The organism is Dechloromonas denitrificans (genome assembly GCF_001551835.1).
Classification (GTDB): domain Bacteria; phylum Pseudomonadota; class Gammaproteobacteria; order Burkholderiales; family Rhodocyclaceae; genus Azonexus; species Azonexus denitrificans.
In genome coordinates this window covers 200,362-226,781 of the sequence record NZ_LODL01000010.1, presented here as the reverse complement: position 1 = coordinate 226,781, position 26,420 = coordinate 200,362, and the positions used below count along the sequence as shown (strand labels likewise).

33 protein-coding genes are annotated in these 26,420 nt (G+C 61.4%); 22 read left to right on the top strand and 11 right to left on the bottom strand.

The features are described 5' to 3' along the window. The first annotated feature begins 166 nt into the window (after positions 1–166). The 4 genes from AT959_RS05330 to AT959_RS05315 all read left to right on the top strand — a co-directional run bounded on the left by AT959_RS05330 (position 167) and on the right by AT959_RS05315 (position 3,415). Positions 167–1,384: a hypothetical protein gene (locus tag AT959_RS05330; RefSeq protein WP_066881350.1), complete on the top strand. Its 1,218-nt coding sequence runs from the start codon at positions 167–169 to the stop codon at positions 1,382–1,384. A gap of 19 nt (positions 1,385–1,403) precedes the next feature. Further along, positions 1,404–1,979 carry a DNA-3-methyladenine glycosylase I gene (locus AT959_RS05325; RefSeq protein ID WP_066881348.1) on the top strand — a complete coding sequence of 192 codons (576 nt, stop codon included), beginning with the start codon at positions 1,404–1,406 and terminating at the stop codon, positions 1,977–1,979. A 141-nt stretch (positions 1,980–2,120) separates the two neighbouring features. Beyond that, the gene (locus AT959_RS05320; protein ID WP_066881347.1) at positions 2,121–2,426 is read left to right on the top strand and encodes a DUF5710 domain-containing protein; all 306 of its coding nucleotides are present in this window, start codon (positions 2,121–2,123) and stop codon (positions 2,424–2,426) included. 5 nt (positions 2,427–2,431) lie between these two features. Next, on the top strand, positions 2,432–3,415 hold the full coding sequence (locus AT959_RS05315; protein WP_157651217.1) for a hypothetical protein: 984 nt from the start codon (positions 2,432–2,434) through the stop codon (positions 3,413–3,415). Between the two features lie 195 nt (positions 3,416–3,610). Here the strand turns inward: AT959_RS05315 and AT959_RS05310 are convergent, their stop codons facing one another. Further along, a complete protein-coding gene (locus AT959_RS05310; protein ID WP_169795448.1) occupies positions 3,611–5,749 on the bottom strand; it encodes a diguanylate cyclase in 2,139 nt (712 codons plus the stop codon). A gap of 93 nt (positions 5,750–5,842) precedes the next feature. On the opposite strand from AT959_RS05310, the gene AT959_RS21370 reads away from it, so the two are divergent. Next, complete coding sequence (locus AT959_RS21370; protein ID WP_169795447.1) at positions 5,843–6,229, top strand: hypothetical protein; 387 nt, start codon at positions 5,843–5,845, stop codon at positions 6,227–6,229. On the opposite strand, the gene AT959_RS21015 is transcribed toward AT959_RS21370, so the two are convergent. From AT959_RS21015 to AT959_RS05295, 4 genes are read right to left on the bottom strand one after another with little or no spacing between them, the layout of a single operon-like run. Beyond that, on the bottom strand, positions 6,214–6,489 hold the full coding sequence (locus AT959_RS21015) for a hypothetical protein (RefSeq protein ID WP_157651216.1): 276 nt from the start codon (positions 6,487–6,489) through the stop codon (positions 6,214–6,216). The genes AT959_RS21370 and AT959_RS21015 overlap by 16 nt on opposite strands. A gap of 8 nt (positions 6,490–6,497) precedes the next feature. Continuing rightward, complete coding sequence (locus AT959_RS05305; RefSeq protein ID WP_066881341.1) at positions 6,498–7,274, bottom strand: ferredoxin--NADP reductase; 777 nt, start codon at positions 7,272–7,274, stop codon at positions 6,498–6,500. Positions 7,275–7,305: 31 nt separating this feature from the next. After that, positions 7,306–7,992 (bottom strand): response regulator, encoded by a 687-nt coding sequence (locus tag AT959_RS05300; RefSeq protein ID WP_066881339.1) that lies wholly within the window; start codon positions 7,990–7,992, stop codon positions 7,306–7,308. Beyond that, positions 7,992–9,479, bottom strand: coding sequence for a DUF4118 domain-containing protein (locus AT959_RS05295; RefSeq protein WP_083518222.1), 1,488 nt, complete (start codon positions 9,477–9,479; stop codon positions 7,992–7,994). Before AT959_RS05295 ends, AT959_RS05300 begins: the two co-directional genes overlap by 1 nt. 120 nt (positions 9,480–9,599) lie before the next feature. On the opposite strand from AT959_RS05295, the gene AT959_RS05290 reads away from it, so the two are divergent. From AT959_RS05290 to AT959_RS05280, 4 genes are all read left to right on the top strand, one after another. Next, positions 9,600–9,974, top strand: coding sequence for a hypothetical protein (locus AT959_RS05290; RefSeq protein WP_066881337.1), 375 nt, complete (start codon positions 9,600–9,602; stop codon positions 9,972–9,974). Between the two features lie 160 nt (positions 9,975–10,134). Continuing rightward, entirely contained in the window at positions 10,135–10,296 is a 162-nt protein-coding gene (locus AT959_RS21010) for a hypothetical protein (RefSeq protein ID WP_157651215.1), read from the top strand. Between the two features lie 126 nt (positions 10,297–10,422). After that, the gene (locus tag AT959_RS05285) at positions 10,423–10,848 is read left to right on the top strand and encodes a flagellar basal body L-ring protein FlgH (protein WP_066881335.1); all 426 of its coding nucleotides are present in this window, start codon (positions 10,423–10,425) and stop codon (positions 10,846–10,848) included. Between the two features lie 96 nt (positions 10,849–10,944). Continuing rightward, positions 10,945–11,262, top strand: coding sequence for a hypothetical protein (locus AT959_RS05280; RefSeq protein ID WP_066881333.1), 318 nt, complete (start codon positions 10,945–10,947; stop codon positions 11,260–11,262). Between the two features lie 33 nt (positions 11,263–11,295). On the opposite strand, the gene AT959_RS20780 is transcribed toward AT959_RS05280, so the two are convergent. Continuing rightward, positions 11,296–12,243 carry an aminotransferase-like domain-containing protein gene (locus AT959_RS20780; RefSeq protein ID WP_276203670.1) on the bottom strand — a complete coding sequence of 316 codons (948 nt, stop codon included), beginning with the start codon at positions 12,241–12,243 and terminating at the stop codon, positions 11,296–11,298. Then, entirely contained in the window at positions 12,158–12,766 is a 609-nt protein-coding gene (locus tag AT959_RS21980) for a GntR family transcriptional regulator (protein ID WP_088178942.1), read from the bottom strand. The genes AT959_RS20780 and AT959_RS21980 overlap by 86 nt, the downstream gene beginning before the upstream one ends. 121 nt (positions 12,767–12,887) lie before the next feature. On the opposite strand from AT959_RS21980, the gene AT959_RS05270 reads away from it, so the two are divergent. Continuing rightward, positions 12,888–13,337, top strand: coding sequence for a carboxymuconolactone decarboxylase family protein (locus tag AT959_RS05270; protein ID WP_066881331.1), 450 nt, complete (start codon positions 12,888–12,890; stop codon positions 13,335–13,337). A gap of 369 nt (positions 13,338–13,706) precedes the next feature. On the opposite strand, the gene AT959_RS21750 is transcribed toward AT959_RS05270, so the two are convergent. Continuing rightward, positions 13,707–13,991, bottom strand: coding sequence for a hypothetical protein (locus tag AT959_RS21750; protein ID WP_240481733.1), 285 nt, complete (start codon positions 13,989–13,991; stop codon positions 13,707–13,709). Positions 13,992–14,018: 27 nt separating this feature from the next. On the opposite strand from AT959_RS21750, the gene AT959_RS05265 reads away from it, so the two are divergent. From AT959_RS05265 to AT959_RS05250, 4 genes are read left to right on the top strand one after another with little or no spacing between them, the layout of a single operon-like run. Then, complete coding sequence (locus AT959_RS05265) at positions 14,019–15,602, top strand: secretin and TonB N-terminal domain-containing protein (RefSeq protein WP_240481732.1); 1,584 nt, start codon at positions 14,019–14,021, stop codon at positions 15,600–15,602. After that, a complete protein-coding gene (locus AT959_RS05260; protein WP_066881327.1) occupies positions 15,602–16,081 on the top strand; it encodes a type II secretion system protein in 480 nt (159 codons plus the stop codon). Before AT959_RS05265 ends, AT959_RS05260 begins: the two co-directional genes overlap by 1 nt. Before the next feature lie 2 nt (positions 16,082–16,083). Further along, positions 16,084–16,458: a type II secretion system protein gene (locus AT959_RS05255; protein WP_066881325.1), complete on the top strand. Its 375-nt coding sequence runs from the start codon at positions 16,084–16,086 to the stop codon at positions 16,456–16,458. 26 nt (positions 16,459–16,484) lie between these two features. Next, positions 16,485–16,976 carry a type II secretion system protein gene (locus AT959_RS05250; protein WP_066881323.1) on the top strand — a complete coding sequence of 164 codons (492 nt, stop codon included), beginning with the start codon at positions 16,485–16,487 and terminating at the stop codon, positions 16,974–16,976. On the opposite strand, the gene AT959_RS05245 is transcribed toward AT959_RS05250, so the two are convergent. Beyond that, positions 16,951–17,574, bottom strand: coding sequence for a lytic transglycosylase domain-containing protein (locus AT959_RS05245; RefSeq protein ID WP_066881321.1), 624 nt, complete (start codon positions 17,572–17,574; stop codon positions 16,951–16,953). The two genes, AT959_RS05250 and AT959_RS05245, sit on opposite strands and share 26 nt — an antisense overlap. A gap of 113 nt (positions 17,575–17,687) precedes the next feature. On the opposite strand from AT959_RS05245, the gene gspG reads away from it, so the two are divergent. The 8 genes from gspG (at position 17,688) to AT959_RS05205 (ending at position 23,960) form a co-directional block, all read left to right on the top strand. After that, complete coding sequence (gene gspG / locus AT959_RS05240) at positions 17,688–18,122, top strand: type II secretion system major pseudopilin GspG (RefSeq protein ID WP_066881319.1); 435 nt, start codon at positions 17,688–17,690, stop codon at positions 18,120–18,122. Next, positions 18,119–19,315 (top strand): type II secretion system F family protein, encoded by a 1,197-nt coding sequence (locus tag AT959_RS05235; RefSeq protein WP_240481730.1) that lies wholly within the window; start codon positions 18,119–18,121, stop codon positions 19,313–19,315. Before gspG ends, AT959_RS05235 begins: the two co-directional genes overlap by 4 nt. Then, complete coding sequence (locus tag AT959_RS05230) at positions 19,312–21,000, top strand: GspE/PulE family protein (protein ID WP_066881315.1); 1,689 nt, start codon at positions 19,312–19,314, stop codon at positions 20,998–21,000. The genes AT959_RS05235 and AT959_RS05230 overlap by 4 nt, the downstream gene beginning before the upstream one ends. Then, a complete protein-coding gene (locus tag AT959_RS05225) occupies positions 20,981–21,739 on the top strand; it encodes a hypothetical protein (protein WP_066881313.1) in 759 nt (252 codons plus the stop codon). The genes AT959_RS05230 and AT959_RS05225 overlap by 20 nt, the downstream gene beginning before the upstream one ends. Beyond that, a complete protein-coding gene (locus AT959_RS05220; RefSeq protein ID WP_066881311.1) occupies positions 21,732–22,256 on the top strand; it encodes a PilN domain-containing protein in 525 nt (174 codons plus the stop codon). The genes AT959_RS05225 and AT959_RS05220 overlap by 8 nt, the downstream gene beginning before the upstream one ends. Next, a complete protein-coding gene (locus tag AT959_RS05215; RefSeq protein WP_066881309.1) occupies positions 22,238–22,801 on the top strand; it encodes a hypothetical protein in 564 nt (187 codons plus the stop codon). The genes AT959_RS05220 and AT959_RS05215 overlap by 19 nt, the downstream gene beginning before the upstream one ends. Beyond that, on the top strand, positions 22,798–23,292 hold the full coding sequence (locus tag AT959_RS05210; RefSeq protein ID WP_066881307.1) for a hypothetical protein: 495 nt from the start codon (positions 22,798–22,800) through the stop codon (positions 23,290–23,292). The genes AT959_RS05215 and AT959_RS05210 overlap by 4 nt, the downstream gene beginning before the upstream one ends. A 101-nt stretch (positions 23,293–23,393) precedes the next feature. Next, a complete protein-coding gene (locus AT959_RS05205; RefSeq protein ID WP_066881305.1) occupies positions 23,394–23,960 on the top strand; it encodes a phasin family protein in 567 nt (188 codons plus the stop codon). 89 nt (positions 23,961–24,049) lie between these two features. Here the strand turns inward: AT959_RS05205 and AT959_RS05200 are convergent, their stop codons facing one another. Further along, positions 24,050–24,775, bottom strand: coding sequence for a hypothetical protein (locus AT959_RS05200; RefSeq protein WP_157651213.1), 726 nt, complete (start codon positions 24,773–24,775; stop codon positions 24,050–24,052). Positions 24,776–24,866: 91 nt separating this feature from the next. Further along, positions 24,867–26,414 (bottom strand): alkaline phosphatase, encoded by a 1,548-nt coding sequence (locus AT959_RS05195; RefSeq protein ID WP_066881301.1) that lies wholly within the window; start codon positions 26,412–26,414, stop codon positions 24,867–24,869. Between the last annotated feature and the right edge of the window lie 6 nt (positions 26,415–26,420).

The following is a 26,420-nucleotide window of genomic DNA, read 5'->3' as shown; positions in this document are numbered from 1 at the left end:
GCGACGCTTTAGCCAGTATTTGTCATCCGCCCTGGCAAGTTATCGATTAAATCCGGCGAAGTGGGGCCATTCTGCCGGGCATTCCTGCGGTCGACAAAGAATTTCAGGTTATTTCGATATACCGATGTTGGCTGGGGCTTTGGCGGCCTGTCGACTAGCATGAACAGTGAAGCTGCCATTTCTGGAGGCTGCCTCGATCGGCATGAAACTGCTTACCAAACCCTCATTTACGACCGCCCTGGCCGTCGGGCGCATTTCCGTCGCCCTGCTGCTCGCGCTGGTTGGGTGCGCCACGCCGGAGCGCGTTCCCGAACCGGTCGTGCCGGAACCGACGCCGGTCGTCGAGATTTCCGAAACAACCTGGCTGCAAGTCGATAGCGACATCGGCGCCGCTTCGCTGGCCGCCGCCGGGCCGGCCCGGCACTTTGCCCGCGTCGAGATGGAGCGTTGGCGGCAACTGGTCGCCAGTCGGGTCGAGGCGGATTTCATTCCCTGGTTTTCCGGTTACTGGACCCAGCAATGGCTGTCGGCCCGGATCGCCTGGTACAAGCTGAGCGCCAGTGAGGAGAAGGAGGCGGTCGTCAACCGGCTGGCGACCTACCTGCAGGTCGAGTTCCGTGATCGTGTGCTGGCGCCGGTGGCCGCAGAGGTCGATCCCGAGGCGGTCAGGGCGCAGGCGACCCAATACTATGTCCAGAGCTTGCGGTCGGCTTTGCAACCGATCGCCCTGCTTTACGACCTGCCGCCCGAGCAGTTCGACCGGCGGCTCAAGGCGATTCCGGCCATCGAGCTGACGCCACCGGCAACCCACAATGCCTCCCTCTACCAACTGCTTCATGCCGGCAAACTCGACAGCCTGCCGGCCTATGCCGCCTTGCTCGAACAGGGGCACCAGGCTGCCATCGAGGCGGGAGCCGGGCTGTCGACCACGCGGATATCGCCGGTCGCACGGCGGGTCAGCGAAAAGTTGCTGGAACGCCTGGCGATCAGTGGCGGGGCGAGTGCCATTTCGGCGCTGATCGGCGGCATCGCCGGTTCGGTGATTACCCTCGGCGCCGCCAGTGTCGGCATCATGTTGCACGAAAGCGCACGCGGCCCCACCGAGGCGCTGCTCCGCGAAAATCTGACGGCCGGGGTGGAAGACATCTGGCACAGCCTGATGGAAGACCCGGTCAGCCGCGTGACGGCGGGCATCGACTACCTGTCCGACCAGATCGAGAAATGCTGCCCGCGCACCTTTGGCCAGCCGATCGAACTGCCCGGCCTGCTGGAACAAGCGCCATTGACGGACGAGCCGGACCCCCAGCCGGAAACGGCGGAGGACGGGGCGGTCGAAGAAAATGCAAACGACGATGAGCCGCCCGGCTTCAAATCGGTAGACTAGGCTTTTGCCTGCCGAGTCGATGCCGATGGAACCCTGTCCCTGGTGCACAGGTTTTGACCTGTACCGCACGTACCACGATACCGAATGGGGCGTGCCGCTGCGCGATGACCGTGCCCTGTTCGAACTGCTGATCCTCGAAGGCGCGCAGGCCGGTTTGTCGTGGGCGACGGTGCTCAAGAAACGGGAAAACTACCGGCGTCTGTTCGACGGTTTCGAGCCGGCCGTGATTGCCCGCTATGGCGATGAGAAAGTTGCCGCCTTGCTGGCCGATCCGGGAATTATCCGCAATCGCGCCAAGGTCGCGGCGACCATCCAGAATGCCCGCTCGTTCCTGGCGCTGACCGCCGACGGCAAGTCGTTCAGCGATTTCCTCTGGCAATTCGTCGGCGCCACCCCGCGCCAGAATCAATGGACGACGCTGGCCGAGGTGCCGGCCAAGACCGCGGCCTCCAACGCTATGAGCAAGGCCCTTGGCCAAGCCGGCTTCAAGTTCGTCGGCTCGACGATCTGCTATGCCTTCATGCAGGCCGCCGGCATGGTCAACGATCACCTGACGAGTTGCCCGCGCCATGCCGAGGTCGCCGATCTTGCCTAGCCTCGGCCATTTTTCCGGGCAGCCGGCCAAAGTCTCACTATAATTCGCGCCCTTCTTTGCCAGGCCTTCCCCAAAACCGGAAGCTGGCCAATCAGGGATGACGGCAGTGCAGACACGACAGATGACCCACGGGGGAATGAAATGCGGATGAATCTGAAGGTTCCCTTCGCCGAAAAAGACCAGGTGAAAAAGCTCGGGGCCCGCTGGGATGCCGCGCTCAAGGTCTGGTACGTCGCCGGCGAGGCTGACTTGAGTCCGTTCGCCAAGTGGTCGCCCAGCCCGCATGACGGTGCCGCCCCGGCCAAAGCAGGTGGCAGCGGGAAACAGCTGGCCAGCGGCAAGGTCTTTGTCGGCAGCGCTTTCGTCGTGCAGGAACGGCTATGCGACTGTTTGCCCTGGGATGTCTGTGAAAAATGCGAGCCGACCTCGCTGAGAAACACCCTTTGAGCATCATGGCAAGAAAACTTAGAAAAACGCAGGAACAACTCGCCTTTCCCGAACTTGAATTGCCCACCGGTGCGCCTGTTCTGCAGGCCGGGCTGAGCGGGCCTTTCGTCGGCGAAGGGCTGCTTGGCGTGCCCGCGACACAGCAAGCCGGCCTCGATGAAGGTGAAGCCGATTCCCGAAAGGCACCGCGCCGGCGGAGCGTCAAGCCGAAAATGGTCCTCGTTACCGAGTCGCTGGCGGAGTCGGCCAGCGATCTGGCGGTGCCGGAAGAGCAGGGCAGGCCTGAACCGGCACCAATTCGGCCAGCCGATTTGCCGGTCGACCAGCCCGAGCCGGTCGCCAGCGTGCCAGAGCCTCTCCCGAGTTCGCCAGTTCGCGAAGCCGTCGCGGCCAACGAGCAATTCCTTGCCGAGCCGGCGCCCGTCGTCGCCCTGACGGCAAATACCGTCGAACAGGCGCCACTTGTCGTAAGCAGCCCATCGACCGGCGAACATCGGCTCAAAATCTGGGCCCACGTGGCCACCATTGCGACGTCGGTGGTCATCGTCGCCGCGCTTTTTATCGGCTCCCGTCAATTCATTGAGACCGGGAAGAATCAGCGCGAACTGCTCGTCGCCCAGAAAGCCTCACTGCTGCAGGAGCGGCATGTGCAGGCGGCCGAAATCAACGCCCGGGCCGTCGAACTGTTTCTGCGCTACAACGACCTGATGCAGCAGCTCAACGGGCCGGTTGCGAAGAACGCGAAGAAGGAAACCCGCTACTGGAAAGAGAATCTGGCGGTCAATCTGCTCGAATCGCTGTTCAACCTGACCCGCGGCAACCGGGAATGGGAAACCACCATCGCTTGGGCGCTGGAAAAGCACATCCGCTTTATCCGTGAACAGCGGCTGTCATGCACTACCTATTCACCCGAATTTGTCCGCTATCTGGAGAAGACTGCCGGTGCCAGAGCTGTTTCGCTGTGCAGGGATCTGGCGACTTCGGATTAGCCGAATGCGAGCAGCGGCCTCGATTTTCGATTCCCTGGCCGGGGCTCAGCGCAGCTTGATTCCACCCGGCTGGTCACCGGTTTTCTGCCGCCGATAAAGCCGGGCATCCGTTCTGAAGCTGATCGAAAAAGCTGATTTATTGGATCAAGCAGTTGCAGAGACTGGTGGAAGAGAGATTTAGCCTCGCCAACCGCTTCAGGAACTCACCCTGTTTCGCCCGTCCTTCTTCGAACAATACAGGGCGGCATCGGCCCGGCGCACGGTTTCGTCCTCATTGGCATCCGCTGCCCGGGCAAGCCCGACGCCAATGCTGACGGTCACCTGGCCGACCACCGGGAAGCTCTCTGCCTGGATCGCATTGCGGACTTTCTCGGCGCTGACCATGGCGCCTTCGATTTCAGTGTCCGGCATGAGGGCGATGAATTCTTCACCGCCAAAACGGGCAACGAAATCGGTGGCGCGGAGCGTTCCTGCCACCGTTGCAGCAAAATGCTGAAGGACATGGTCGCCAGTCTCGTGACCGTAGGTGTCATTGATCGATTTGAAATGATCGATATCCATCATCAGTACGCAATAAGGGCTGCCGGTACGCTTTAGGCGCAGGAATTCCTGGCGCAGGCGTTCGTTCGCCGCCAAGCGATTCGGTAGTTTGGTCAATGCATCCTGAAGAGCAAGGCGCTGCAGTTCCTGGTTGGCCAGCATCAGCGCTTCCGTCCGTTCCGCCACTTGTTGTTCCAGATGCTGCCGATAGAGCTTGCGTGCTTCGTCCAGCGCCGTCTCGGTCTCCTTCCGGGATTGAATGTCCTCCAGCACCGAGACGAAATAATCGGGCTTTCCTTCCGGCGTTCTGACCAGCGCAACCGTGAGGTTGACCCAGGTCAGGGTGGCATCCCGCCGGACATAGCGTTTCTCCATGCTGTAGCTGGGAATACTCCCCACCAGCAATTGTTGGAGATAGTCGAGATCGGTATGCAGGTCCGGAGGATAGGTAATTTCCTGGAAGGTCAGGCCAAGCAGGACATCGCGCGGGTAAGCAAGAATTTCACAAATCCGGTCATTGACGTGTAGCCATTTCCCCTCCAGTGAAACGTGCGCCATGCCAACCGCGGCCTGATCGAACGTCGCCCGGAAGCGGATCTCGCTGTTGCGCAGTGCCTTTTCGGCTTCTATGCGCTCGGTAATGTCCTGTACGGTTCCCCGTAGCGCGATGACCTCACCCTCGGCATCGCGAATGGCCTCGCATTTGGCATGAATCCAGATGTGTGTTCCGTCGTTGCGATAGGCTTGCAATTTGAGGTCGTAACCAATGCCTGTCTTCAATGCCTCTTGCGCCGCGGCATTGACGCGTTCCCAGGACTCGATCGAGAGGAGGGTGCCACGCTGTTCCGGGAACGGTGGAACGTCGCGCCCATAGATATGGCGTATCTCCTCGGAAACAGTAATTTCGCCAGACTTGGCATTCCACTGCCAGATGCCAAACCTACCCAGCCGGTGCGCCTCAAGCAGTTCCTGTTCCCTGAGCAAAAGTGATTGATAGGTCGATTGGAGACTGGCCGTGCGCTGTTCAAGCAAGTTTTCGGCTTCGCTCATCGCACCAAGTACTTCGGCCGCTTCCTTGATATGCACCTCGGACGCCGGCAATGGCCCGCCTGCACCGAGCGCCCGGGCCGGCGCTTGCAAGGCTCGTACCGAAACGGCAATCCGGTCGCCGATCAACCAGGCCAGCATGGCCCCGAAACCAAATACGGCAATCATGCCCAAGGCCAGGGTCACGAACTTGTGCTGCAGCTCCGCCTCAAGGGCCTGGCGGGGAATGCCGATGCCGACCGTCCAGCCGGTGACAGCGGAACGGCTGAAGACCGAGAAGACCGGAATTCCTTCCCGGGTAATCGTCTCCATGGCCCCTTCCTGGGACTCCTGGAAGCGCTGGATATATTCCGCCGTTCCTTTTTGCCCGACGAACTGATCGGCGTTGTGCGTACGGGAAACAATCGTGCCCGTCGTATCGAAAATGGCTGCGACCCAGCTTTCCGGCAGCCGTTGGGCGAGTAATATGCCGCTGAAGTCCTTGGGTTCGATGCCGATGCTAAGCACGTAAGCCACTTTTTCTTCGCTCAGCACCGGGACATCGATGCTCATCACCGGACGTTGGGTCAGCCCGCCAATGAACAAGTCTGAAATTACCGGCTTTCCCGTTTCGAAGATGCGGCGCGCGACGGCGGGGTTGCCGTGCCTGGGCAAGGCTTGCCCGAACGGTTTGAGCGTGTTGACGATCTGCTGCCCGGATTGGTCGGTCAGGACAGCGTTGCTTCCTGCCTTGGTCGTGGCCAGCAAGGCCGTCGCTCGCTGTTGGAAATCGGCGAAGTTGCCTTTTGATAGGGCGCCGGCGGTCGACAGAGACTGGGCGGCAACCTGCGCTTTGAGCAGGTGCGCATCAACTGCCTGAACCAAGGCGCGAGCCGTCTGGATCGTGTCTTTTTCCAGGCGGGCACGACCCTCCCGGTATTCATGGAAAAACAGGAGGGCCGCCCCGACGATGCCGGGGACCAGGCAGGCGATGACCAGCCATCCCAACAGGGTCTGAACCGTCCAGCGGGGCGTCGAGCAATTGGGGCCGTCGGATTGCCTGGCGGCAATTTTTTCTGTTTTTATGGCCATCGGGCGGCAGGGACTATTACAAAGGTAAAAGGCGAACTATATCAGTTGGTAATTATGAATTACTACTATGTAAGTAAACCCTTGCGCACGCAGTCGTCGTTCGATCGCCATTGCGAATGGGGGCTTGGTTGGCCAACTGCTCAATTTTCCGATTGATCGTTGGCCGTCGGCCAGGCTTTCCGGGCCAGCTCATGGAGCCTGGCGAGCGGTGGAAATCGATCGCAGAGCGCTTGTGGCATTTTGGCCATGCCGTTCTCCCAAGCCAGCACTTGCTCGGGAGAACCTGTCTGATGATCGACCAGGGCACGGATCAATGTGCCACAGGCGGAGGCTATTGCTTCAAAATCAATGCCTTCTGAACGTGGCTTAATGTTAATAATCGCGTTGTTTTCGGCATTGCTACCATCACTCGACATCTTGCCGATTATTGCTCGACAAAGGCCCGTTCAATAACGTAATCGCCCATTTCGCCGATGCGGTGCGATATCTCGAAGCCAAAGCCATCCAGCATCGACGATATTTCCTTGAGCATGGCCGGACTGCCGCAGATCATGCCGCGGTCGGTCGCCGGATCAAGCGGTTCAATGCCGAGATCGGAAAAGAGCTTGCCGGACATGATCAGGTCGGTCTGCCGGCCTTCATTGCGGAAAGGCTCGCGCGTCACGGTCGGGTAATAAATCAGCTGTTCGCGGATCATCTCGCCCAGATACTCATGGTCCCGGAGGTCTTCCTCGATGTAGTCATGGTAGGCCAGCTCGTTGGTCCAGCGCACGCCATGAATCAGGATGATTTTCTCGAAGCGTTCGTAGGTTTCCGGTTCGTGGATCAGGCTCATGAAGGGTGCCAGGCCCGTGCCCGTGGCAAACATGAACAGGCGCTTGCCGGGCTTGAGGTCGCGGAGAACCAGCGTCCCGGTCGGCTTGCGGCTGATCAGCACGGGATCGCCCACTTTCAGGTGTTGCAGGCGCGAGGTCAGCGGGCCGTTTTCGACCTTGATGCTAAAGAATTCGAGATGCTCTTCATGGCTGGCGCTGGCAATGCTGTAGGCCCGCGTCAGCGGGCGACCGTCGACTTCGAGGCCAATCATCACGAACTGGCCGCTGGTGAAGCGCAGGCTGGTACCGCGCGTGCAACGGAAGCTGAACAGGGTGTCGTTCCAGTGATGAACGGACAAAACGGTTTCGGTGGAATAGGCGCTCATAGGGATATCTAAAGGGATGGGGAAAAAATGATCAGGGTTGAAAACGATAGCCCACACCAATCTCGGTGAGGATGTGGCGGGGCTGAGCCGGGTTGTCTTCGATCTTCTGGCGCAGGTGGCCGACGTAGACCCGCAGGTACTGATGGTTTTCGACCGCCTGGCCGCCCCATACCTGGCTCAGCAGGTGACGATGGGTCAGGACCCGGCCCGGATTGGCGGCCAGGAAGGCGAGAAGACGATATTCGATCTGGGTCAGGTGAATGGCGACGCCGGCGCGGGTAACCACGCGATTGACGCAGTCGATCAGGTAGTCACCAAAGAGCAGTGTGGGGAGCGATGCCTGTTGGTCGGGTTGCCGCCGTCGCAACAGGGCACGAACACGGGCGAGCAATTCGGCAATGCCGAAGGGCTTGGTCAGGTAGTCATCGGCCCCGGCATCCAGGGCATCAACCTTGCTGCCTTCTTCGCTACGGGCGGAGAGGACGAGAATCGGCGTGGTTGACCAGGCACGGTAGTCGCGGACGAAATCTACGCCATCCCGGTCCGGCAAGCCCAGATCGAGGACGAGCAGGTCAGGCTGGCGGGTGGCCGCCTGGACGGCGGCATGACTGGCGGTGCCCGCTTCGCACACATTGAATCCTTCGCACTGGAGGGCCATGGCGACGGCTTCGCGAATTTGCTGCTCGTCTTCGACAATCAGGATGGTTTCCATATCCATCAGGCTGGCCCATCCATCTGTTCAAAACAAGGGGGATTTCCAAGGGGCAGTCGAACCCGGAAACAGCTACCGCAGCCATCGCGATTGCGGGCCGTGATCGTTCCGCCGTGCGCTTCGACGATGGTCTTGGCGATCGAGAGGCCGAGACCGATGCCGGGAATTTCCGATTCCGTTTTGCCACGCTGGAACAATTCGAACAAGGTCTCGGTGTTTTCCGACGAGATTCCTGTTCCCGAGTCGCAGATGGCGATTTCCATCTCTTCATCGACGCGCTTGAACAGCATTTCAACGGGCGTATCGGCCGGCGAGTATTTGATCGCATTCTCCACCAGGTTCCAGAGCACGCGTTCAATCAGCACGGCATCAATATTGATCGGCGGCAGGTCCTTGGCCAGATCGACCGTAACCGCCCGGTTTTTCCACTGCGTAGCGACCTGCTGCAAGGTTGCGCCAATCACCTCTTCAACCGGCTGCCAGGCCAGATTGAGTTGAAACTTGCCGGCACTGAGCTTGGCCATCTCGAGCAGATTGGTCATCTGCTGGCTGATCGAAACGGCCTGGTTGCGGATCGCTTCCAGCGTTTGCTGCTGCTTGTCGGCCGGAACCTTCCCCAGGGCGATCGTTTCGGCCATCCCGACCAGCGCGGTGAGCGGCGTCCGCAAATCGTGCGATAGCGCTGAGAGTATGGAACTGCGCAAGGCCTCTGCCGCGTGCTTGATCTCGGTTTGGCGAGCTTTCTCGACAAAATACGAACGCTCCAGGGCGACGGCAACGATCGAGGCGACGGTTTCAATATGCTCGACCGCATCCTGCGAGCCTAGCGTGGAAGACTCGACTTCGAATCCGAGCACACCTTGACTGCTACTGGCAGCGGCCAGCGGAATCAGGGCATAGAACCTTCCTTGACTAGTCGGGCGGGACAGAAGTTCATGTCGTTCGATGCATTGTTTGAGCAAGGCCGGCGAAGCCGGCCCGGAGGCAGACTCAAAATCTGCGGGGAAATAGACACGGATCTGGCGAGCCCCAAATGATGCAGCCAGGAATTGCGTCGCCAATTCGATGACCACGTCCGGGGTTGTCGCTCCGGCCAATTCCTGGGTCAGTTCATACAGCTTCGTACTTTCGACCGACTTGCGGCTGGTAAAGTCGGCATGCTGCTTCAGCCTGGAGGTCAGGTGGCTGACGATGAGCGCCACAACGAGCATGATGATGGCGGCCAGCAGGTACTGTCCTTCGGTAATGGCCAGGGAGAAATGGGGCGGTACAAAGAAGTAGGCGTAGCACAAGGATGCCATCAAAGCCGTCACCACGGCCGGGCCACGACCGAAACTGACCGCCATCACGACTACCGCCAAGACATAGAGCAGCGCCACATTCGAAAGGTCAACCAGATTGCGCAGTGGACTGATCAACAGGCTACCGAGGCATGTTCCCAGAACGCCCCAAAAGTAACCAATCGCCTGGCTGGATTGCTGCAAAAATCTCATAGCCCCGGATGCTATGAAACCGGGTATAAAAATGCCATCAAAAGAATGCGCTCACCCAGCGAAAACCACCCCGGGATGCCATTTGGGATATTATGGAGTGTCAACAACCGAGGAGCTCACATGATCGTTCGCAAAATTGCAGTAACCTGCTTGTGTCTGGTCGCCTTGCCGGTGTTCGCCGCAGCCGCCTTGCCGCCGAAGATGGCTGGCATCCAGCAAACCAAGGATGGCGCCAGCAACAAAGTGGAAGCCGAGTTGATCCAGATGCAAGGCAGTGAGATGGCCAAGCTGAAGGTGACCTTCAACGATGCTTGCACCCGTTCGGGGGAAAGCCTTGCCAACTTCAAGGGTGGCGTCTGGCAGTTCGTCATCCCGGGCAACGCCAAGTGCGAAGAGGTTTCCGTCCAGTTGCGGCCGGTCGAGGGCAAGAATCGTCTGGAAGGCGAGTTCAGGTCGGGCATGAAGGGTGGCACGATCTATTTCGAGTGGAAATAATCCGGCGACCGCAATCCGATCAAACGCCCCGCGCTTCGCCAGGGGCGTTTTTGTTTCCGGCCGACGCGCCCTTGCCTGGAAACATCTAATTGTCGAACTGAACGAATCTTGATCATGTCGAATTAGAGGTAGTAAAGCAGTGAGTCGATAGGAGAAAGCCGTGCTTCAAACCATTCTCGATAACCGCCTTCTTCTTGCTGCCATCGTTCTGCTTTTCTTGCTGGTGGTGCCGGCGCTGATCATGTGTGGCGGCAAACTGCGCAATTCAGCACGCCCGGATCGGCGAAAAAACCGAAGAATCGGCGTCGACCGCAGGGCTTGAGCGCTTCCCGAGGCGACATGCTTGTCGTGCTGATCGAGGAGAGCATTCTTGCCGAGAGCTTCATGAAGCTTGCTCAAGCATTGACGCTTTACAATGAAATCCGTTCGTTTTCCGGGAAATTTCAAGATGAAACATCCTTCGCTACTGATCCAGGCTGCCTTGTGCATGGCACTGGCGTCCTGTTCCAGTTCTCCGCCAGCGCCGCAGGCGAGCGCGCCCCAGCCTTCGGAAGCGCCCATTTCTCACCGCAACGGCCAGCTTGACCTCGCCTTGGCCAGTGGCAACTACAGTTGCGAACTCGGCAAGAGCGTCAAGGTCGAGCGCGAGTACCGGGAACAGGTGAATTACCGCATCCAGCTCGGCTGGAATGGCCGGAGTTACCAGCTTGAGCGCGACAACTCCTTCTCTGGATTACCGCGCTTCAAGGACAAGGCCGGCAAGATGGTCTGGGTCGATCTGCCGTGGAAAGGCCTGCTTCTGGATGGCAAGACCAGCAAGCCGCTGGCCAATGATTGTCGTATGCCCGGCTCGGCAACACCGCCCGCCGCCTGATTCCAATTGCAAAAGCAAAAAGCCGACGAAAGCATCGGCCGGCATACATGGATGTAACAGTTCAAGTTTCATCGCTCTCGGGAGGCAAGGATCGCCATGCGTTCGACCGTTCTGCTGCTGGGCCTGGTTTCGACGGCATCGCTGTCGGGGTGCGTCACCGTTAACGATATGTATCTGGCCGACGGCTCGATCGGTCACAAGATTACTTGCGATGGCAGGGGGCGCAGCATCGACACCTGTTTTGAAAAGGCTGCTGAGTTATGTGGCGCCCATGGTTTCGAAACCGTTACCCGCGAGGGGCTGTCGACCGGCCGTTCAATCGAGAAAGGCAGTACGGACCCGAATTCCGGCGCCTTCAGCACCCGCAATATTCTGGTCCGTTGCAATGACCAACGGCCCATGCCGCGCTATTGACCAGGCCGGCGACGCAGTCCGGAAGAATGCTCGCTATCTGAGACAGCGCTCCAGGGCTTGGCCCATGGCGGCGACGCCAGCGCGAATGGCGGTGCCGTCAAAGGCCGAAAAGCCCAGCACCAGCCCGGGCGCCGGCATTTGGTTCACCCGATAGAACGATAGCGGCCGGGCTTCTATTCCCTGGCTGGCCAGGTATCTGGTGACCTCAAGATCGTTGGCCTGCGCCGGAAGGAAAGCGGTCGCATCCAGCCCTGTCGTGATCGGGGGCACCGAGACAAGGCCCTGGAGCTGGATTTGACACGCCTGCTGGAAGATTTCCGCCCGCTCCCCGTAGAGCAGGCGCATGTGGCGCAGATGGCGGGCGAAATGCCCTTCGGCAATGAATAGCGACAGCACTTCCTGTTGAAACATCGAGATATGCCGGCAAGTCACCGAAATGGCCGAAGCAAAGGCGTCTACCAGAGAATCCGGCACCACGAGGTAGGCCAGTCGCAGGGAAGGGTAGAGCAGTTTGCTGAAGGTGCCCATGTAGATCACCCGATCGCCCTGATCCAGGCTTTTCAGGGCTGACAGAGGCGTGCCCTTGAAACGGTATTCGCTGTCGTAATCGTCTTCGATGATGGTTGCGTTACAGGCTTCCGCCCAGGCGAGCAGGGCCAGGCGACGTTCGATCGACATAACGCCGCCGAGGGGCGACTGGTGGGCGGCAGTGACGTAGGCCAGACGCATGTCGGGGGTCACCGGCAAGGCGGGCTCCGTCTTCATGCCGCAGTTGTCCACGGCCACGCCGATCACCTTGGCGCCGGTCAGCCCGAAGACATGACTGGCCCCGGGATAACCGGGGTCTTCGACCAATACCGAGTCGCCCGGATCGAGCAGCAGTCGAGCGCACAGGTCAAGACCCTGTTGGGCGCTGCCCAGGATCATGACTTGCTCGGCGCGGCAGACGATCCGCTGGGAATAGCGGAGATGATCGGCAATAGCCTGTCTTAGCGAGCGGAGGCCGGTTGCCTCGCCGTAACCCATCGCTACTGGATCGGTGGCTTTGCTGCAGCTTGTGCCAGATGGCAACGGGAAACGCATGAAGGTCCGGTTGATTGGCGCGAAAGGTACGCAACGGCGTGGCCGCCTCAAACACGGGGAAGGGACTGGCGGCGAGCCGCTCGCCCTGTACGGAAAGGCGCGTTTGGCCGAGGGGTGAGGCTTTCGCCGCGGGCTTCTCCTGTCCCCGGTCGGCGGCGGGCAGGGCGCAGGCAACCGTGGTGCCGCTCCCCGCGGTTCCGGCGAGGTAGCCTTCTGCAGCCAGTTGCTCGTAGACCGATAGCACGCTTCCTCGCGAGATGCCTTGCTGCCTGGCCAGTTCGCGCGTTGAGGGCAGGCGTTGCCCCGCCTTGATCCGCCCCGAAAGGATCGAGGCCCGCAGTTCGGCATAGAGCCATCGTTGCAGCGTACTGCCAATCGGCCGGGGGCCGATGCCGAGTTCAAGTTCTTGCGCGCGTCGCATCGCTATTGCTCAATAGTGGACTAATAAATTACACGATAAATGGACATGGCAATCCTACCACTCGTTCAGTAGTATCAATCAGCCCGGCGCGGGCCATCACCTACGTAACAAAGGATTAAAAATGGAACAGCGATTCGATGTAAGCAAACTCATTCCCGACGGCTACAAGGCCATGTACGGGGTCCACACATATGTTCAGAATTCCGGGATGGATCTTGGTTTGCTTGAATTGATCAGGCTGCGGATTTCGCAAATCAACGGCTGTGCCTTCTGTGTCGCCATGCACGTCCCGCTGGGGCGCAAGTTCGGTCTCAGCGAGCATCAGATTCATCTGCTAGCCACCTGGAAGGAAGCCCCCGTCTTCAGTGCGAAAGAGCGCGCTGCACTGGCTTGGGCCGAGGCGGTCACGGTGCTGGTAAGCCAGGATGTGCCGGATGCCATCTATGCGGCGTTGCAGTCGCACTTTAGCGCGGAAGAAATCGCCAAACTGACCTTTTGCATCGCCGAAATCAATGCCTGGAACCGTTTGATGGTGGCATCGCGGACGCCGCCGGCAATCGCCGACGCCTGATCAGGAGGCGGGCGGGAGAGCCGCTTGGTTCGCCCGCTTATTCACATTTCCTGTGGATAAGCCTGGGAGTATGACTGGAGTAGTTGTGCTAATGCCTTGTCGGAGAAGGGATTTGCGTCGCCCGCCTAATAAGCGGGCGTTTTCTTTGACGGCATGCCCCGGTTACTGCCGCAACTAGATCTGCTCGGAAGTGCCGCCATCGGTGAAGTACAGGCTGCCCCAAGTAATAGCTCTGTAACCCATTTTTCATAGTATCGGCTGTTTGGTGTCTTCCCTGAAACGCGAATGCGATCTCAAGCCGCTATATATTTGCCACCTGCTTATAGCCTTGTAATACCGCTTGTTCTGTTGGCCGGTTGTGCCAATCAGTCATTTCTCGATGGTATTGCAGCAATCGGTGATGGACGGCGGGATGAAGGCGTCGCCCGACTGGAACAGGCCGCTCGCGAAAAGCCGCGCGATGCCGAGATCAAGGCCGCCCTGATCAACAACAAGTCTGCTGCCATTAACGATCACCTGACCGAGGCCGATGCGCTGCGCGCGCGCGGCCAGTTCGATACGGCCGAATCTGTCTATCGGCGCGTACTGGCATTCGATGGGCGCAATACGCGTGCCCTTCAGGGGATTGAACAAATTGCCGTCGACCGTCGCCATTTCTCGTTACTGGCCCAGGCTGAGCAGATGCTGGCCAAGAACGACCTGCTGGGGGCCGAGCGCTTGGTGCGTACCGTGCGGGCGCAAAGTCCACGCAATGGCGAGGCACTTCGCTTGCAGACCGCCATCGACCATCGGCGTGCCGACGAGTCGGGCGGCATCGCCTCGGAGGCGACGCGGGCGGCATTGAGCAAGCCGGTGACGCTGGAGTTCCGCGATGCCTCGCTGAAATCGGTCTTCGAGGTCCTGTCTCGTTCTTCCGGGCTGAATTTCGTTTTCGACAAGGATGTCAGGGGCGATCTGAAGGTCACCATTTTTGTGCGCAACAGCCCGCTCGAAGACATCCTGCGCCTGATTCTCGGCACCAACCAACTGGAAAAACGGCAACTCAACGACAACAGTTTCCTGATCTACCCGAATACACCGGCCAAGGCCAGGGAGTATCAGGAACTGGTTGTGCGCAATTTCTATCTGGCCAATACCGACGTCAAGCAGGCACAGACGCTGGTCAAGACAGTCGCCAAGAGCAAGGATGTGTTTGCCGACGAGAAGCTGAACCTGCTGATCGTCAAGGATACGCCGGAAGCCATGCGCCTGATTGAACGCCTGATCGACTCGCTCGATCTGGCCGAGCCGGAGGTGATGCTGGAAGTCGAGGTGCTGGAAGTCAGCCGTAGTCGGCTCAACGAGTTCGGCGTCGACTGGCCGGATTCGATCGGCTACGGCTTGTTGCAGGATTCTTTGACCACCACAACGGCGACGGCCGCCGGCTATACGACAACGACGACGCCGGGCGGCACCTTGGCCAGCGGCTACGTCAATCTGCGCAACCGCTCCGCCTTGACCAGCTTTGTCGCCAACCCTGCCTTGACGCTGAACCTGAAGGGGCAGAACTCGGACACCAACGTGCTGGCCAACCCGCGCATCCGGGTCAAGAACCGCGAAAAAGCCAAGATCCATATCGGCGACAAGCTGCCGGTATTCACCACTACGGCCACCGCCAATGTCGGCGTCTCGGCCTCGGTCAATTATCTCGATGTCGGCCTCAAGCTCGATGTCGAGCCGAATGTAACCCTCGATGACGAGGTGTCGATCAAGGTCGGGCTGGAAGTGAGCAGCGTCATCAAGGAAATCACCGGCCCCTCCAATTCGCTGGCCTATCAGGTCGGCACGCGTAGTGCCAGCACCAGCCTGCGCCTGAAGAATGGCGAAACCCAGGTACTGGCCGGCCTGATCAGCGACGAGGAGCGCAAGGCGACCAACCATCTGCCAGGCCTTGGCGAGATCCCGGTGCTTGGCCGTGCTTTCGGCAGCCACAAGGACACCTCGACCAAGACAGAAATCATCCTCCTCATCACGCCGCGTATCGTCCGCAACATCCATCGTCCGGACTACGCTCAGCCGACCATTGCATCGGGCACCGAGGCGGCGGTCGGGGCGGCGCCGTTGACCGTACGCAGTCAGGGCGGCCGTGCCTTGAGCATGAGCGGGCGGGGTGGTAGCGGCCCCGCTCCGGTGCAGGCAAATACCAGCGACAGCGAAGCTCCGCCGGAGGCCGATGATCCGCCGGTGCAAGTCGGTCAGCCGAATGCCGCGCCGAAAGGGGAGTAATGAAACCGCTGGCTAGGCGCGGTTTTACCCTGGTCGAACTGGTGGTCACCGTGGCCATCGTCGGAATTCTTGCGCTGGCGGCAACGCCGTTACTGGAGACAACGGTGCGTCGTCAGCAAGAGAGTGAGTTGCGTGCTGCACTGCGCGAGATTCGCGGCGCGATCGATGCTTACCGGCGGGCCGCCGACGATGGAAAAATTGCCCGGAAGATCGATGAAAGCGGCTATCCGGCCCGGCTGGAGGACTTGTACCAGGGCGTCGAGAACCGCCAGGACCCCGGCAAGGGCAAGCTCTACTTCCTGCGCCGCCTGCCACGCGACCCCTTCAATCGAGACGCCGGCCTGAGCCCCGCCCAGACCTGGGGCAAGCGCAGTTACGCCAGCCCGCCCGAAGCGCCGCGCGAGGGGGCTGACGTCTTCGACGTCTATTCCCTGTCCGAAGCGCGCGGCGCCAACGGCGTGCCTTACCGGGAATGGTGAGCATGGGCCGGCGCGGTTTCACCTTGATCGAACTGCTCGTGGTCATGGCGGTGATCGCCACGCTGCTGACCATCGCCGTGCCGCGTTATTTTCAGCACCTCGACCGGGCCAGGGAGGCGACCTTGCGCGAGTCGCTGGCCGTGATGCGCGATGCCATCGACAAGTTTCGCGCCGATACCGGCCACTATCCGGAAAGCCTCGACGATCTGGTCAATCGGCGCTATCTGCGGCGGGTGCCGCCGGACCCGATCACCGAGCGCAGCGATAGCTGGGTGCTGGTCAGCCCGCCCGACGAACCGGGGCAGCGCAAGGTCTGGGATGTGCAGAGCGGTGCCGAGGGGCTGGGGAGCGATGGCAGCGAGTACCGGGCGTGGTAGCTGATTGCTGCGGTCAACGCCGAAAAATGGCCAAAAATCAAATCGGCGTCACCTACCTTGGCTTGCTCTTTACCGTAGCCCTCGGCAGCATCGCGCTGGCCGGGACCGGTACCTTGTGGCAGATGGAAAGCCGGCGCGACAAGGAAAAGGAATTGCTGTTCATCGGCGAGGAATACCGTCGTGCGATCGCCAGCTATTACGATAATTCACCCGGCGATCCGCAGTATCCGGCCCGTCTGGCCGATCTTGCCCACGATCCGCGTTTCCCGATGCCGGTGCGCCATTTGCGCCGGCTGTACAGCGATCCGATGAGTGCCGACGGGCAATGGCATCTGATCAGTCGCCAGGGTCGGATCGTCGGAGTCGCCAGCCGCTCGCTGCAGGCACCGATCAAGATCGGTGATTTTCCCGCCGAGCAGTCGGATTTCGAAGGCGCCTGCCGTTATGCCGACTGGCAGTTTGTGCACAAGGGCGGGGCCAGCCGGCGCCGCATTACCGTGGACGAGGACGAGCCTTGATTCTGTCGTAATGGGCGAGAACGAGCGGTACGTAGCGCTGGGTCTCGCCGTAGGGCGGTATCCGGCGGCCGTGACGCAGCACCGCGTTTTCGCCGGCGTTGTAGGCGGCCAGCGCCAGTTCTACGTTGTTGTCGAACATGGCCAGCAGATCGCGCAGGTAGTGGGCGCCGGCACGGATGTTACCCGCCGGATCGTCGGCCCGGTTCAGGCCGTAGCGGCGGGCGGTGGCGGGCATCAACTGCATCAAACCGGTCGCGCCCTTGGGCGAAACGACGCGTTCCCGGTAGCCGGATTCGACTGAAATGACGGCATGCAACAATGCCGCATCGACCCCGCTGCTGCGGCTGGCGGCATGGATTTCCTGATGGAAGGGACGCTGCTCGAAGGGCAGGGCGAAGACGCCGCGCGGGAAGCGCAGGCCAGCCGTCGCCGGAGCCAGACGGTCGCGCAGGAGCAGTCGATAGCGCGGGTCGTCCGGTACGTTACTGAAGCGCTCGATGCCATCGTCGCCAACGTAGCCGTAGATGCTCCCGTTGGCAGTTGCCGACAGCGGGGCGAGCAGGGACAGCAGCAGGAGAGCAAGGTGGGGCAGGGGCATGGAAACGCTAGATTAAGGGGGCTGTGTTACAGCTTCTTGAACATGCCAGTGTCACTGCCTTGTAATGTGAGCGCCATAACATCGCTTGTCTTGTCCATGCTCCAGCACACCCCGTGGCATCTTCCTTCCGTTCGCAACTTCTTGGTCTCCAGCGTGGTTTCACGCTGCTCGAACTGCTCGTCGTGATGGTCATCATCGGCTTGCTGGCCGGCTATGTCGGGCCGAAGTACTTCGCCCAGATCGGCAAGTCCGAAGTGAAGGCGGCGCGTGCCCAGATCGATGCGCTGGAAAAGGCGCTCGATCACTACCGTCTTGATGTCGGGCGCTATCCGAACGGCGAGCAGGGCCTGGCGGCGCTGAACAAGCGGCCGGCCAGCGAAAGCCGGTGGAAAGGCCCCTATCTGCGCAAGGAAGTGCCGGCCGATCCGTGGGGCGGCGCCTACCAGTATGTGCAGCCCGGCGAGCATGGCGAGTTCGACCTTTTTTCACTGGGCAAGGACGGCAAGCCTGGCGGCGAAGGTGAGGCTGCCGATATCGGCAACTGGTGAGCATCGCCCGAATGGAATTCGATGTGGTCGCCGTCCTGCCCGGGCAAAAGCTCAGTCGCTTGCGCGTTGCGGCCGACAGTGCGGCAGCCTTGCTGCAGGCACCGGCGCTGCAAGGGGCGGTAATCATTTCTTCCGTGGCAGTTGGCCGGATCGCCGGTCAGCGCGTCGGAAAATTCCAGTTGCCGATGTTCACCAGGCAGTTGCTCTCTTTGCTTGAAGCAGGGCTGAATGTCGTCGAGGGGCTGGAGACGCTGGCCGAACAGGATCAGGGCGGTGCCTTCGGTGAGGTGCTGAATGGCCTGCTGGCGTCGCTGCGCCAGGGTTTGTCGCTATCACTGGCGCTCCAGCGCTATCCGGCGATTTTTCCGGAACTCTACATCGCTACCGTCAAGGCCAGCGAACGGACGGGGGGCATGCCGGAGGCCTTGCGCCGCTACATCGCCTTCGATGAAAAATTGCGTGAATTGAAAAAGAAACTGCTCGGCGCGGCGATCTATCCGATCCTGTTACTGATCGTCGGCGGCCTGGTTACCTTTTTCCTGCTCGGCTTTGTCGTGCCACGCTTTGCGCTGGTCTTTGCCGACAGTGGCCGGCAACCGGAGGGACTGTCGGCGCTGTTGTTCATATGGGGCGGTTTCGTCAACCAGCACGCGGCCGGTCTGCTCGTTGGCTGTGCGCTGGCGACCGGGACAATGAGCGGCCTGCTCTCGCTGCCTGCCGTTCGGGCGGGGCTGGGCCGCCTGCTGTGGCGTTTGCCCGCCCTCGGCGAACGCCTGCGCATTGTTTACCTTGCTCGTTTCTACCGCACGGTCGGCATGCTGTTGCGGGCCGGCATCCCGCTCCGCTCCAGCCTGCTGATGATTGGCGATCTTCTGCCCGGGGCGCTGCGTGCCGGGCTGATGCAGACGGTCGGCGATATCGAGCAGGGTCTGGCTTTTTCCGATGCGGCGCAACGCGGTGGCTTGAGTACACCGATCGCCCGGCGGATGATCGCCGTCGGCGAAAAAAGCGGCCAATTGGGTGCCATGCTGGAGTCGATTGCCGCTTTCTACGATGAGGAGATCGGTCGTCTGGTCGAGACCTTCAGTCGTCTGTTCGAGCCGCTGCTGATGGCTGGCATAGGCGTTGTGATTGGCGGCATCGTGTTGCTTCTGTACATGCCGATCTTCGAACTGGCCGGAAATTTCCAATGAACTCGCCCAGCGATCTGATGCGGCGTGATGCCTTGCTCGCCACGGCCCGCCAACTGGCGGCCAGTGGTGGATTGCCGGCTGTTCTTTGCGGGTTGCAGGCCGAACATGGAATGGACGAAAGCACGGCGGCCGAACTCGCCGCCACCGCTTTTGGGATCCAGGCCGTACGACTGGGCGACTTGCCGGAGCAGGCGCTGGCGTTATCACTGGCCTCGTTCGCTGATTATGTGCGACGCCAGGTGTTGCTCCTCGAGGTCGATGAGGGCTGCCTTGCCGTTACCGCCAATCCCTTTGACGCCGGCTTGCGCGACTGGCTGGAAGGTCTGCTGCCGCTGGCCTGTCGGGTTGATTGGCGGCTCGCGCCGAATTCGGTGGTCACGGCCTACCTGGCCCGCGAAGAGGCGCGGGTCCGCACCCTGGATGCCGGTTTCTCCAGCGCTTCAGTCGTCGCCATCAGCGAAGGTGGTGGCGAGAAGCTGTCGTTGCAGAGCATTGCCGAGGAGGGCAGCACCATCGTCCGTCTGCTGCGGTCGACGCTGCACGACGGCCTGAAATCAGGGGCCAGCGACATTCATATAGAGGCAGGCCAGCGCGGGCTGAGCATTAAATACCGCATCGACGGCGTGCTCAACTTCGCCAGCGCCATCGATGGCAGCGATACCGCCGAACAACTGATTTCGCGCATCAAGGTGCTCTCCGAACTCGACATCGCCGAACGTCGGGTGCCGCAGGATGGTCGTTTCAAGGTCAATTGGCAGGAGCGCGAGATCGACATCCGGGTGTCGATCATGCCCTGCATCTGGGGCGAGGATGCCGTGCTGCGCGTGCTCGACAAGCAGGCCCTGAGCGACCGTCTGGAAGGCTTGCGCCTCGACGTGATGGGCTTCGACGGCGACACCATGCACCGTATCCGCCGCCTGTCGGCCGAACCCTACGGCATGCTGCTGGTCACCGGGCCGACCGGCAGCGGCAAGACGACGACGCTCTACGCCGCGTTGTCCGAGATCAACCGGGGCGAAGACAAGATCATCACCATCGAGGACCCGGTCGAGTACCAGCTGCCCGGTGTGCTGCAAATACCGGTGAACGAGAAGAAGGGCCTCAGTTTCGCGCGTGGTCTGCGTTCCATTTTGCGCCACGACCCGGACAAGATCATGGTCGGCGAAATCCGCGATCCGGAAACGGCGCAGATCGCCGTGCAGGCAGCGCTGACTGGCCACCTGGTGTTCACCACGGTGCACGCCAACAATGTTTTCGATGTGATCGGCCGCTTTCTGCACATGCAGGTCGATCCCTACAACCTGGTCTCGGCCCTGAATGGCGTCGTTGCGCAGCGCCTGATCCGCGTGCTGTGCCCGGCCTGTGCCGTGCCGAGCGCACCGGAAGCCGGGCAGTTGGCCGATGCTGAAATCGACATCCGGCCCGGCGAGGACTGGCTGTTCAGGAGGGCCGTTGGCTGTGGCACCTGTCGCGGCACCGGCTATCGTGGTCGGCGGGCGATTGCCGAGTTGCTGGCGCTCGATGACGAAATCCGCGAACTGATTCTCGCCCGGGCCCCGATCCGCCAGTTGAAGGAGGCGGCCCGGCGCGGCGGCACCCACTCGCTGCGCGAATCGGCGCTGGATCTGGTGAAGGCCGGTGTGACCAGTCTCGAGGAAGCGAACCGTGTCACCTTCGTGGCTTGATAACCTGACCCTGTTCATCCATCCGGCCGGCGTGAGGCTTGAGCGCCGGGGCTGGCGCGGAGCGAGCCAAACCTATGCGACGACGGCTCCGCTGCCGAGCGCCGAGCAGGCTTCGTGGCAGCCGGCCTTGGCCGAGGCCCAGGTGCAGCTGGCCAGCCATGCCCGTCCGGGAAGCTGCCTGCGCGTAGTGCTTGCCGACCAGTTCGTGCGCTATGCCGTGTTGCCGTGGAGCGAAACGGTCGTCGGTCAACAGGCCCGGCTGGCGATGGCCCGCGCCTTGTTGCGTCACAGCCTGGGGGAGGCTGCCGAGCGGCTCGATATCGCACTCGACCGTGCCGTCTTCGGCAGCAACGGGGTGGCGGCCGGCCTGCCGCAGGCATTGCTCCTGGCTTTGCGCCAGGCCGCCAAAGCCGCGAAGTTGCGCCTGACCAGCATCCAGCCGCGCCTCAATGTCGAACTGGCAGCCTGTCGGGACACCCTGAACGATGGCTATATCGTGCTGCCGGATGACGGCTGGCTGACCCTGCTTGGCGTTCATCAGGGAAGCCCCTGCCTGCTGCGCAACCATCGTTCCGCCGAGCCAGCAAGCGATGAACTGCCGGGCCTGCTGGCCACCGAATCGTCGGCGGTCGAGATCAAAAAACTGCAGGTCTTCAGCCAGCAGCAATGGCCGCCGACCTTGGGCGACTGGCAGGTCGAATGTCGCCTGCCGATGTTTGCCGGGGTGGCGCATGCGTGACCTGGACCTGGACTTTCAGCCGCGCCGCGCTGGATTGTTGCCGGTAGTCCTGCTGCTGACCGGCATCCTGCTCGCGGCCGATGCGTGGCTCGATGCCCATCGTCTTGGCCAGCGGCAAGACGAAGTTGAGGCGCAGTTGCGCCAGGCGCAGCGGCGGGCCGACCGCTTGGTGCGCGATGGCAAGACAGCATCCGGGCCGGTCCTGAACGCTGAGCAGGACAAGGCACTGCGGCAGACTGCAGCCGCCATCGCCATTGACTGGGAAGCGCTCTATCGCCATATCGATCAGGCCACCCAGGAAGATGTGGCCTTGCTCGCCATCGTGCCCAATACGGCTGGAAAAACGCTGCAGATTACCGGTGAGGCGCGCAACCTGCCGGCCGCCCTGGCCTTTGTCGAAGCCCTGCGCCGGCCACCGCTGGCCCAGGCCACTTTGTTGTCCCACAAGATCAAGACCGAAGACGGGCAGCGTCCGGTCGTCTTTGAAATCAGCGCAACATGGAAGCTCGCGCTTTGAATGGCCTGCTGGCGCGCGCCCGCTTTGCCCTGGCCAATCCGAATTGGCTGCTGCTGGCCGGCAGCCTGCTTTTGCTGCTGGCCGCCACGGGACATCTGCTTCTGCTGCCTGGGCGAGAAACCGCCATCGAAGCCGGCGAAGGGCGCTTGGCCGCGCTTGAGCGAAGCACCCGGCGCCTGCAGATCGAACGTCAAACTGCCCCGGAGCAGGGGCAGCCGCATTTGCTCGAACGCTTTCCCGACGCGAGCCGTCTGCCGGGCGAAGTGGGGCGGCTGCTCAATCTGGCCGAAAGTGGCGGCTTGCAATTCAGTGCAGCCGAATACCGCTTGGTTGCGGGCAAAGAAAAACTGCTTGACCGCTATGTGGTGAGCCTGCCGCTACAGGGGGGCTACAGTGAAATCCGCCAGTTCCTGCTCGGCTTGCGGGACGAGTTTCCGAACCTGGCGATCGAGGATGTCAGCCTGCGTCGCGACACCATTGGTGCCAGCGAAGTTGAGGTGCAGTTGCGTCTGGTTATCTTCATCCGTCGGGTGGACGTGCTGTGAGGCCGCGCCAGCGCTGGGCCATCCTCGGCACGCTGCTCGCCGTGACGCTGGGGGCTGGGCTATTGCTCGAGGATGAAGAAGGGGTTGTTCCTGCCATCGAGGCGGCAACCCGACAGCGCCCGCTCGACGTCGAGCCCGTGGCGCAGCCAATGCTCGAACCCTTGGCCAAAATACCCAACCCGGAGGGCATGGCTGGCGAGGAAGCTGGACCAGCCATCGATCCTTTCCGGCGCAAGAGCTGGTATGTCGCGCCACCGCCGCCACCGCCAGCCAAGCCCAAGGCGCCGCCATTGCCTTTCCAGTACCTCGGACAGTTGCATGAAGATGGCGAGCAGCGTGTTTTCATCAACCATCAGGGGCGGCATCTGGTCATCAAGGCGGGCGATGTCATTGGCGGGATGTACGTGGTGGAAACGCTAACCGCCGGACAGGTTGTCTTCGTCTATCTGCCGCTTGGGGAAAAACAAACCCTGCCGACTGGCGTGCTGTAGGTGTTGAGGCTGGCTGGAGCCGCAGCGTGGCTTTGCAATAACCGTGTAATGCAGGATGAGTAAGGTGTTTGCTGGACCAACCCACCGAGCGGAGAACCTGCATGATGAATGCCGATAAAGTGATTGCGACCCACAAGGCCCAACTGTCTGCATTGCACGAGATGACCAGCAAGGCGCTGGTGACTGTCGAGAAAATCGCCCAGTTGAATCTGGACACCTCGAAGAACTCCCTGGCGCGCCATCACGAGCACACCCACTCGCTGCTCAGCAGCAAGGACATCAAGGAGCTGTCGAAGCTGCACAACAATGCCCTGCACGACCTGGCGGAGAAGGCTGCCGCCTACAATCATGACCTGTTCGGGATCGCCGTTGGCCTTGGCAACGAATTCGGCGAATTGATCGAAGCGCAGATGGCTGACGCGCAAAAGCAGTTCGTCGCCGCTGTCGAAGCAACGATGAAGAACGTGCCGCAGGGAGCCGAGCCGGTCATGGACGTCGTCAAGAGCGCGCTGACCACGGCCAACGAGGCGATGGATTCGGTGCAGAACGTCGTCAAGCAAGCCACCGAATCAGCCCAGGCCCAACTGATCGCTTTGTCCGAGAACACCGTCAAGGCGGCCAAAGCCAGTAAGGCCAAGGCAGAGAAATCGGTCGACCAGGCCGCCTGATTTAGTTGATCAGAAACCGTCAGGCCCGGCGGCATCATCACCGCCGGGCCTGTTTTCATTGATGGCGGGCGGCAAGCCCGGATGGGCGCTCAGTGCGCGTGGTGATGACCGTCCTGCTGCATGACGCGGGCGACGAAGGGATCGCTTTCCATGTCGCCAAAGTCGGATGCATCGATCTTGCCGTAGCTGGCGATGCGTTCATCGGTGGCACGCGGCCAGGTGGCCGGGGCCTCAGTGTGGATTTCCTTCAGGCTGAGTTCCATGCGTTGCTGCGGGCCGATGATCTGCAGGCGTGCCGGCAAGCGGGCCTGTTCCAGCCACCACAACTCGATCTTCTGACCATTCAGGATGCCGCTGTAGCGCACAGCCCTCTGGCCGAACTGCATCCTGCTCGGGCCGCGCTTCAGCGAGTCGAGCAACTCGGGTGAAACGACCGAAGCCAGCTTGACCCAGTCGGGCTCGGCATTGCGCGTGCGAATCTCGCCCGGCGTGTATTCGACGACGCGCTGATCGCGGTGGAAAACGCGACGGTAGCTGTAATCGTTCTTGCCCTGACGCTCCCAGATATTGTTCTGGCCGGTGGCCAGGTCGGCGGTCTCGACCGCATCCGCATCGCGCCACAGATACCACTCGGTCCGCAGCTTGTTGTTGCTCAGATCGAAGCGGGCAGCCAGTGGCTTGAGCGGCTGGCCGGCGGTGGACGATGCGCTGTCCGCCGGTTGATGTCCGTGATGCGCTTCATGGGCTTGGGCAGTGGCCATCACGCTCAGGCCCAGGCCCAGGCAGCCCAAAATCACTGTTTTTTTCAAGTTCACCGCAGCATCCTCTATAAACGCAGCGAGCGCCCCGCCGGGCGCTCATGTTTGAAGCCCCGGGCAGCCGACTGAGGGCCGCCCGGGACAACGGTCAGAAGCCGAAGGCTTCCTTCATCACGTGGTAGATCCAGTTCTGTTCCATGCTGCCGCGAACCAGGTAGGACTTCGGGCCGGTCGCGTAAATGGCAACATCTTCACCGGCGTGGGTTTCCGAACCCATCGGCACGACGGCTTGCTGCAGGTAGTTCAGGGCCGTGGTATCGATGCTGCTCAGGTCGTTGCTGCGCGGATTGCTGGCAGCGCCCGGGCCATTCTGGTAACCCAGCGTGGTGTAGGGCATGCCGTCGCCAGCCTTGGTCGGTGCCGTCGGCGAGCCGTCCACCGCCGGCACTTCCTTGCTCATGCCGAGGATGTCGTTGCCGCGATGCGGGTAGCCGGCGATGGTGAACACGTGGCTGTGGTCGGCGGTGACGATGATCAGCGTGTCGCGCGGGTCGGTCATCTCGTAGGCCTTCTTGATCGCCTTGGCGAACTCGACGGTGTCGAGCAGTGCGCGCTTGGCATTGCCGGCGTGGTGGGCGTGGTCGATACGGCCAGCCTCGACGTGCAGGAAGAAGCCGCGTTTGTTGTTGTCGAGCATGTCGATGGCCTTGGCGGTCATCTCGGTCAGCGACGGTTCCTTGGCGGTGTCGTTGGTGCGGTCAGCCTCGTACTCCATGTGCGAGCGCTCGAAGAGGCCGAGCAGGTGGCTGGTGTTGGTCGGGGTGGCGGCATCGAAGCCGGCCTGGTCGAAGACGAACTTGGCATTGGCACCGCGCGTGCCGACCCATTCGGCGGTCAGGTCGCGGCCATCGGTCCGCAGGCCCTTCTTGGTGGTGTCTTCCGGGTCGAACTGGGTGTTGTGGCGGAAGTATTCGCGGCCACCGCCCAAGGCGACTTTCAGGCTCTTGGCTACGGTCGGCGATACTTCGATCAATTGGCGGGCAATGTCCTTGACCGGGTTGGCCACGCCGGCGCAGGCAGCGGTAACCTGACCGTTGTGCTCCCAGTCGCGGACGGCGGTGTGGGCGTAGGTGGCAGCCGGGGTGGCATGGGTGATGCGGGCGGTGGAGACGACACCGGTCGCCTTGCCGGCGGCAGCAGCCTGCTCAAGGATGGTCGGCAGGCTGTTGGCGGCAATCTTGGCGGCATCGCATTCGCCACGGGCGGTCAGGTGGTTGACCGAGAGCATGCCCTCACGGGCCTTGTAGCCGGTGACCATGGCGGTCATCGTCGGGGCGGAGTCCGATGTCTGCTGGTCCCAGGAGTAGGTCTTGGAGAGGGCCAGGTTGGGGAAGTTTTCGAAGGACAGGCGATTTTCCTCGCCCGGCTTGCCATTCAATTGGCCTTCCAGAATGCGGGCGGCGGTCACGGTCGAGATGCCCATGCCGTCACCAACGAACAGGATGACGTTCTTGGCGTGGCGATGGTTGTCGACGATCCGTTCGCTGTGGCGGATGAAGTGATGGCCCTGCTTGTACCAGTCCTGGACCGACTCCGGCCCCTGGACGACGGGTTCGGCAGCGAAGACGGGCAGGGTGCCGGCGGAAATGACGAGGGCAACGGCCGAAGCAATGGCCTTGCGAGTAAGGTTCTGCATTGACGG